This is a genomic window from Gordonia sp. NPDC003425 (assembly GCF_053588635.1).
The window spans coordinates 1-8,019 of the sequence record NZ_JBSFQI010000032.1 but is presented as its reverse complement, the minus strand read 5'-3'; the positions used below and the strand labels follow the sequence as shown (position 1 = coordinate 8,019).

The following is an 8,019-nucleotide window of genomic DNA, read 5'->3' as shown; positions in this document are numbered from 1 at the left end:
ACGGGCACCTACCTGACCGCCAGCGGGCAGTCCTTATTGGCCGTCAGCGGGCACTTTCATGGCCGCACACGGGCAGTTTTTCATGGCCGTCGACAGGGGCTGTTCGAGCTCACCGGTGAGCTGCTGCCGCCCGGGCTGCAGTGGTACAAGGCCGGTGTCGACCTGGGCACCTACTACGTGTCCCAACTGTTCCAGGTATCGGGGAACTATCAGGGGCGTCCGGTCCGAGGCATGATCGGGTTGGATCGCACGTACATGCCCGAGGGCGGGATGCTGTATGTCCGAAAAGACATCCTGGTCGGCGAACAACTGCACAATTCGTGGTACACGTGGGCCACGCGGTACACCGACGGCTCGTTCGAGGCGGGTCACTTCATGCTCGCCAACGACCACGGGGGATTCGCGATATTCACCAACGACAGTCAAGAGGTGACTGCCACTCAGAACATCACCGGCTCGGTGACCCCCGGCTCGGACCAGAACTTTCCAGATGCCATCAGCCTTTTCATCGACGGCGTCGAATGGGAGTTCCTTCCGGACCCCAAAGGCAAGATGCCTGACTTCCTCAACGCCGCAAAGCGGTTGCCGACACCTCAGAACGAGGGCAGGTGGAGACGTAAGGGCGACGAACGCGAGCCCGACGTGTGGTTTGCCTGGGGTGAGATCGCTCCCGGACACGGCTTGTCGCCCACCGACAGATGGCGCGGGTGACCGCGGTGCCGACCGATGAAGTACTGCTGATCGAGGACAGAGGCCCCGTTCGAATCCTCACCATGAACCGGCCCGAGGAGATGAACGCGGCTGACGCCGTGCTACATCGTCGCCTCGCGGAGGTCTGGGCGGAGACGGCCGAGCGATCTGACACTCACGTCGTCGTATTGACGGGTGCCGGCAGAGCGTTCAGCGCTGGTGGAAATCTGCCGCGAATGGTCGAGACCCAGCGCGATCCACGAGTGCAGGACGAAGTATTCGATGAGGCCCGCAGGACCGTCACCGGAATGATCGGGCTGCCACAGCCCATCGTCGCAGCCGTCAACGGGCCGGCAGTCGGATTGGGTGCCAGTCTGGTTGCGCTGTGCGACCTCTCGGTCATGGCGGAGTCGGCGTTTCTTGCCGATCCGCACCTGACCGTGGGATTGGTACCCGGCGATGGGGCGGCGTTTCTCTGGTCACTCAGTGCAGGATTGGCGCGAGCCAAGGAGTACGTCCTTCTGGGACAGCGGATTTCGGCTCAGACAGCTCTGGAGGCCGGCCTGGTCAACCGCGTCGTGCCGCGCGATGCTGTCCTCGATACGGCGCTTGAGATCGCAGAGCGCCTCGCCGAATTACCACAGCGCGCCCTGCGTGATACGCGACGAATCCTCAACAACCCCGCGGCGCAGGCCATGGGACAGTGCTTGGAACTCGCTCTGGCGACCGAACGACAGAGTCTGACCTCGACCGAGCACGCCTCCCGGGTCGAAGATCTTGTCGCCCGTTCATCGAGTGCCGCCCGCGGCTCCTCGTGACCGGCGCCGGGTGGTGATGGTGAACCAGATCCCGAGCCGGAGACATGCCCACGAGTGCATGTCTCCGGCCGTTTCGGCGCTGTCAGAAGCCGAGTTTCCTGCCGATCAGATCGAGCATGATCTCGTTCGTCCCCCCGTAGATGCGCTGGACACGCGCATCGCGCCATAGTCGGGCGATCTCGTACTCATTCATGTACCCGTAGCCACCGTGCAGTTGCAGGCAGCGATCGACGATGCGCCACTGCGTCTCGGTGGCCCACCACTTCGCGCCCGCCGCTTCCTCGGCGGTGAGTTCTCCGGCGTTGACTGCGGCAATGCACTCGTCGACGTAGATCTGCATGACATCGACTTCGACGCGCATCTGCGCGAGCGCATGACGATTGACCTGGAACGAGCCGATCTCCTGGCCGAAGGCCTTGCGCTCATGTGCATACGACGTCGCCAGATCCACTGCGCGGCGACCTTGGGCCGCGGCATGGATCGCGATGCCGAGACGCTCGGCCGGCAGATTTCGCATCAGGTGATAGAAGCCGCGATTCTCTTCGCCGATCAGGTTCTCCTTCGGCACCCGGACATTGTCGAAGAAGAGCTCGGCCGTGTCGGCAGACCGCTGACCGATCTTGTCGAGCTTTCGACCGCGTTCGAAACCATCCATCCCGGTCTCCACCACGAGAAGGCTGATGCCCTGATGCGGTTTGGGTGCATCCGGATTGGTCCGGCAGACCACGACGACGAGGTCGGCGAGAAGGCCATTGGAGATGAAGGTCTTGGCACCGTTGACCACGTAGTGATCCCCGTCGAGGCGAGCCGAGGTCTTCACATTCGCCAGATCTGATCCTGCACCGGGCTCCGACATCGCAATCGCTGTGATGTATTCGCCGGAAACATACTTCGGGAGCCAACGTGCCTTCTGCTCGTCGGTCGTCAGGTCGCGGAAGTAGCTCGACAAGATGTCGTTCTGGACCCCGAGTCCGATGCCGACGGCTCCGGTGGCGTGGTACTCCTCGTTGAGAATCGCGTTGAACCGAAAGTCCTTGATATCCGCGCCGCCGTACTCCTCGGGCATCTCCCACCCGATCAGTCCCAGCTTCCCCGCCGCGAGCCACGCGGACCTGTCCGCGTACCCGCGCTCTTCCCATTCTTGCGCGTGCGGGACGCATTCGGTCTCGAAGAACGATCGGGCCGTCGCCCGGAAGTCTTCGTGCTCGGGCTCGAATATTCTGCGTCGCATGGCACTCACTCCATTGGTCGGTACTTCCAGGCCGCCGCTGCGTCGACCTCAATCAGTTAAATAGACTATATGATTGAGTGAGAAGCAGGAAGTGTGTGCGATAATCGATTCTCCATGTGATCAAACCGGTGGGAGGTGCGACGTGGTGTCAGGCGTCCGGTCGTCGATAGTCAAAGTGCCCAAGGCGGGCGAACTCGTGGCCATGGACCTCCGCCGTCGAATCGTGCAGGGTGAACTCAAGGCCGGCGACCCGCTTCCGAGCGAATCCGAGCTCATGGAGGAATTCGGCGTGTCGCGTCCCACGCTACGTGAGGCGTTCCGAATCCTGGAATCCGAGGCGATCATCACAGTGTTACGTGGCGCTCGCGGTGGCGCCCGTGTACTGGAACCGGACGGAGCGGTTGCTGCTCGCTACACGGGTCTGCTTCTGCAGTACCACGGCACGCCGCTGCGCGACGTCTATCAGGCGCGAACCGAACTGGAGGTTGCCGCCATCGGTCTGTACGGGCCGCGTCCCCGCAAGAGCGCGGTGGCTCCGCTCGAGGCGCTGGCGGCAGAGGGCGAAGCGCTCGTAGACAACGAGGAAGCGTTCGCGGAGCTGGATGTGGCATTCCACCGCACGGTCGTGGACAACTGTGGCAATGCGACGCTGGCGATGCTGTCGGACATGCTGTATCGCATCCTCGCTGCGCACAACGCGATATTCATCGCGGCACACCCGCGGGGCTATGAGCAACAGGCCAACAAGGCGGCACAGAAGGCCTACGCGAAGCTGGTGGCACTGCTACGCGGCAACGATGTCGAAGCGGCCGAGGCGCACTGGCGGCGCCACCTCGACGCGGTGGAGCGCTTCATGGTGGGGGACTCCGATGCAACGCTCGTGGAGGTTCTCACCTGAGGTCAGGGCGCCTCCGAGGAGCAATCCGCTCGATGAAGGCCCGGCCGATGCTCACAGCCTGGTGATCTGGCTCCACAGCGGGTCCGGTGAGCTCATCACGATGTGCCCGAGGGTCTGCTCCCATGCACGCGCTGTACCGAAGTCGCGACTCCACGCCAAGGCGCGCCCGCTGAAATGACGAAGCTGATGGTCGAGCGTGAAGCCGATCGCCCCGTGCGCTTGGTGCGTCGCCCTGCTCACCGTTTCGGCGGTTCGGCAGGCCTGGATCTTTGCCGCCGCGACCGACATTTGTGTTGCCGGACAGTCGAAGCCGTCACTGTCCGCGTGGGTCGTCGCCATGGCCGCTGCAGTCGAGGCCATGGTGACGGCTCCCGCCGACTGCGCGAGAAGCAACTGGACGGCTTGGAATTTGGCCAGCGGACGCCCGAACTGCACCCGGTCTGCAACATGCGCGATGGCAAGGTCAAGGCATCGCCTGGTTGCACCGCAGATCTGCCACGAACGTACCAGCGCGCCTCTCATGCGAAACTCCGGTCGCATGTCATCAGCGGTCGGGACGATGGTCGCGTCGGAAAGGGTGACCGTCACATGTTTACGTCCCTCGCCCGCCAATTCGTGAACAGGCGTCGTCTCCACGGCGCCGCGTGGTATCACTGCGACCGCGTCGGGTCCGACGATGAGAAGTCTGTCGACGCTGTCGGCCCACGGAACCGCATCGATCGAGAGCGTGGCGCCACTCAACTGCGTCGCCGAGGCAACCGCCATGGGGCCGGCGTCAATCTGCACACCGATCTCACGGAGCACCCACGCGGCGAGGACGTCGTTGTCTGCCAATGGCCCGGGTAGCGCGTGGTATCCGGACTCCTCGACGACGATCGCGGCCTCCGCGAGACTCGCGCCGCTCCCGCCGGCGTCTTCCGGGGTTGTCAGTAACGTCAGCCCTGCCTGGGCGGTCAGCTCCCACTGCGTCGAGTCGAACGGAAGGGTCAGCGACTGGATGTTGAGGTGGGGGGCCGTGATGGATGCGAAGAGTTCGTCGGCGAGCTCACGGAGCGCTGCGCTCTCTTCCTTCGTCAACGACGTTGTCATAGAAGTCATCTCAGTCCCAACCCCCGTGCGATCACACCGCGAAGGATTTCCGTTGTGCCGCCACGGAGCGTGAATCCCGGCGCATGGAGCAGACCTTCGGCTTCCAGTCGGCTCAGACCCGGGAAAGATTCATCGACCGAACGATCGTCGGCGGAGAGGTCGGCGCATGTGGTGACGACCCGTTGTTCGTACGCGGTCCCCAGGTCCTTGACCACGGCTGCGGACAGATCGGCGGGTAACCCCGATCGCAGCGCGAGTGCGATCGAAGCAGAAAGCCCGCGTAGCGTCATCAGATCTGCCACCATCGCGCCCACGGCAACGTCGCGATGGGCGTCCGGGGGACGGTGTCGTGCAGTGTCCACGTACTCCTCGAGGAGCGGATGCGATGACAGGATTCGCTCGGGGCCACTGCGTTCGAAACCGAGTTCGGACGTGACCTGCTGCCATCCGGCACCGATCTGGCCGACCACCATCTCGTCGGGAACGAACACGTCCTGGAGGACGACCTCGTTGAAATGGTGCTGACCGGTCAACAGTCGGATCGGTCTGATCTCGATTCCCGGTGAATCGAGCGGAACGAGGAACTGGCTGAGACCCGCATGCCGGTGCGCCGGGTCCAATTCGTCGGTTCGGGCCAGCACAAAGAACGCCTCGCTGTGGTGCGCGCCAGAAGTCCACACCTTCGTGCCGCTCACCAGCCAGCCGCCGTCGGTCCTGATACCTCGTGTTCGGACACTCGCAAGATCTGAACCCGATTCAGGTTCACTCATGCCGATCGCGAAGAAGCACCGGCCCGATGCAATTCGCGGAAGGTACTCATCGCGCTGTGCGGGTGACCCGTGTGTGAGAAGGGCAGGAGCGACCTGGCGGTCGGCAACCCAATGCGCCGCCACCGGCGCGCCTGCGGCCAGGACCTCTTCGGTGACGACGAAGCGCTCGATGTGCGTCAGTCCCGCGCCGCCGTACTCGCGCGGAATCGTCATACCCACCCAGCCACGCTCGGCCAGCCTGCTGCTGAACGCGGGATCCCACGACGAGATCCAGGCGTCCACCCGGGGCTCCCAGCCGTACTCCGCGCGATCGGCAACGAGGAAGTCCCGCACCGTCTGTCGTAGATCGTCGGTCTCTGCCGGGAGCGGCTCGACGTCGGGAACCAAACCAATCACGCCTGCGATGTCCTCTCGTGCAGTACTCTGTCGGGCGACCCGAAATCAGCCATTCAATTAAATCATATACCTAATAGGCTAGGCGTCGATCCGCAACGACAGGTACCCCGACATGCCCGATCTCAACGCACCAACCCACGCGGACAGATCATCGCCCGATGGCGCCATGACAGCCGCGATCCATCTCGCAGACGCAGGGCCGCCGATCATCTCCGTTGCCCGGCGACTTCGCGCAGGCGCCGTCGAACACCCGGATCGGCCGCTGCTCAAGTGGCTGACCCCTGACGGCGAGGACGGACTCTCGTGGCATGACGTCGTCGAGCGCGCAACACGCCGCGGCGACGGCATCCGCTCGCTGGCACCTGCCGGTGGGCTGGTCGGAATACACCACGCGGATCGGGTGGAGTGGATCACAACGTATCTCGCATGCGCGTTGAGTGGTTTGACGGCGGTCCCGCTGTCTGCGGGCTACACCCCGGCAATGATCGCCTCGCGCGCCGAACTGATCGGACTCGACCTCGTCATATGCGACAGCGAACTCGACACGCAGGGAGATTTCGATACGCAGGGGCGCGTGAGGGCATGTGCGGTCGCCGATGTGCCGCAGCGGCCCGCTCACGAGTCCATCGATGTCAGTCCCGACTCGCCACTGCTCGTTCAGTTCACCTCCGGCACGACGGGGACACCCAAGGCTGCGGTCTTGTCGCATCACGCAGCTCTCGGCGCAGCGCACATGTATGCGTTGGGGGCGGGAGCTGGCGAGGGCGGAGTGTTGTTCAACCCCCTTCCGCTCGACCATGTGGGCGGGTCCGTGGCGGGCGTACTGGCCGCCGTCGCGGTGGGCGGCACGTATCTCGTCGTCGAGAAGTTCGCGCCCGACGAGGCGCTGGAAGTGATCAGGCGGTTGCACCCGACCGTGGTGGGACTCGTGCCCACGATGATCATCGACATGCTCGACCGAGATGACGTCGATCCCGACGACTTCACGTCAGTGGTCTCCGTTGTCGGCGGGGCCACCGCGGTCGACCCGGGCGTCATCGACGAGATCGAGGAGCGCGCCGGAATCCGCTTTCTCGTCGGATACGGCCAGAGTGAGGCGCCGTGTATGGCCTTGAGCGGTCTGAGCGACTCGACGACCGCTCGCACCAGGACCCTGGGCAGGCCACTCGGTGGTCGCGACTATGTCATTCGTGACCAGCACGGCGCAGCGGTGTCGGTCGGCGAGGAAGGTGAGCTGTATGTTCGTGGACCCCTGATCATGCGCGGCTATCTGCTGGCAGATGGTTCGGTCCATTCCCCCGTCGACGCCGACGGATGGATGGCCACCGGTGACGTATGCGTTCTCGACGCGGCAGGACTCCTGCACTTCAGGGCACGCAAACGCGAAGTGATCATCCGGGGAGGCGAGAACATCTACCCGGCGCACGTGGAGAGTGTGATCACGGCGATGCCCGGCGTTGTGGAAGCGGCGGTGTTCGGAGTTCGCGACGAACGGCTCGGCGAGGTCCCGGTTGCGGCGGTGAGGCTCGACGCCAGCCATGACGTGGATGCCGAGAAGCTCGACGCGTGGTCTGGCGAGAACCTGCCACGTTCCCACCGCCCGGTGTACTGGCACATCGTCGACGACTTTCCGCGCACGAATACCGGCAAGGTCAGGAAGATCGTGCTCGCAGAGCGATTCCCGCGCGTTGACTGAGGGTCGATCCCTGCGTTTATAGTTAACTGATTTATCTATATGGCAGGCGAATGGAGCTCACATGACGAGGGACGCAGTAATAGTTGCAACAGCGCGTACACCGATCGGCAAACGCGGAGGCGGTCTGTCTCACGTGCACGCGGTCGACGCGTCGGCGCAGGTGCTTCGGGCGCTCGCAGACCGGTCCGGCATCGACCCGGGATTGATCGACGACGTCCACTGGGGCAACGTCATCAGTGTCGGGATGCAGTCGGGGAACGTCGGACGCATGGCCGTGCTCGGGGCGGGGTGGCCCGAGACGATTCCGGGCTTCACCGTCGACCGGCAGTGCGGTTCGTCGCAGCAGGCGATCTCCACCGCTGCGGCCACCGTGATCGCGGGCTATGCCGATGCGGTGGTCGCCGGCGGGGTCGAGATGATGTCGTCGGTGC

At 64.1% G+C, this 8,019-nt stretch carries 7 protein-coding genes and 2 pseudogenes; 5 read left to right on the top strand and 4 right to left on the bottom strand.

Going from position 1 to position 8,019, the window contains the following annotated elements:
• Together ACWDTD_RS20370 and ACWDTD_RS20365 are read left to right on the top strand one after the other, a co-directional pair.
• Positions 1-711 (top strand): annotated as a pseudogene (locus ACWDTD_RS20370) (hypothetical protein); the annotation flags it as partial.
• Positions 708-1,508, top strand: coding sequence for an enoyl-CoA hydratase/isomerase family protein (locus ACWDTD_RS20365; protein WP_449748934.1), 801 nt, complete (start codon positions 708-710; stop codon positions 1,506-1,508). The pseudogene ACWDTD_RS20370 and the gene ACWDTD_RS20365, both read left to right, overlap by 4 nt.
• Positions 1,509-1,590: 82 nt before the next feature.
• Here the strand turns inward: ACWDTD_RS20365 and ACWDTD_RS20360 are convergent, their stop codons facing one another.
• Positions 1,591-2,739 (bottom strand): acyl-CoA dehydrogenase family protein, encoded by a 1,149-nt coding sequence (locus ACWDTD_RS20360; protein WP_449748933.1) that lies wholly within the window; start codon positions 2,737-2,739, stop codon positions 1,591-1,593.
• A 202-nt stretch (positions 2,740-2,941) separates the two neighbouring features.
• On the opposite strand from ACWDTD_RS20360, the gene ACWDTD_RS20355 reads away from it, so the two are divergent.
• Positions 2,942-3,637, top strand: a complete 696-nt coding sequence (locus ACWDTD_RS20355) for a FadR/GntR family transcriptional regulator (RefSeq protein ID WP_449748936.1) — start codon at positions 2,942-2,944, stop codon at positions 3,635-3,637.
• Positions 3,638-3,688: 51 nt separating this feature from the next.
• On the opposite strand, the gene ACWDTD_RS20350 is transcribed toward ACWDTD_RS20355, so the two are convergent.
• The 3 genes and pseudogenes from ACWDTD_RS20350 to ACWDTD_RS20340 all read right to left on the bottom strand — a co-directional run bounded on the left by ACWDTD_RS20350 (position 3,689) and on the right by ACWDTD_RS20340 (position 5,892).
• Entirely contained in the window at positions 3,689-4,471 is a 783-nt protein-coding gene (locus ACWDTD_RS20350) for an acyl-CoA dehydrogenase family protein (RefSeq protein ID WP_449748935.1), read from the bottom strand.
• Between the two features lie 18 nt (positions 4,472-4,489).
• Positions 4,490-4,726: pseudogene (locus ACWDTD_RS20345) on the bottom strand (acyl-CoA dehydrogenase family protein); the annotation flags it as partial.
• A gap of 5 nt (positions 4,727-4,731) precedes the next feature.
• Positions 4,732-5,892, bottom strand: a complete 1,161-nt coding sequence (locus ACWDTD_RS20340) for an acyl-CoA dehydrogenase family protein (protein ID WP_449748932.1) — start codon at positions 5,890-5,892, stop codon at positions 4,732-4,734.
• A gap of 166 nt (positions 5,893-6,058) precedes the next feature.
• On the opposite strand from ACWDTD_RS20340, the gene ACWDTD_RS20335 reads away from it, so the two are divergent.
• Both ACWDTD_RS20335 and ACWDTD_RS20330 read left to right on the top strand, forming a co-directional pair.
• The gene (locus tag ACWDTD_RS20335; RefSeq protein WP_449748931.1) at positions 6,059-7,588 is read left to right on the top strand and encodes a class I adenylate-forming enzyme family protein; all 1,530 of its coding nucleotides are present in this window, start codon (positions 6,059-6,061) and stop codon (positions 7,586-7,588) included.
• A 61-nt stretch (positions 7,589-7,649) separates the two neighbouring features.
• Positions 7,650-8,019: thiolase family protein (locus ACWDTD_RS20330; RefSeq protein ID WP_449748930.1), on the top strand; the 370-nt coding region annotated here is incomplete at its 3' end.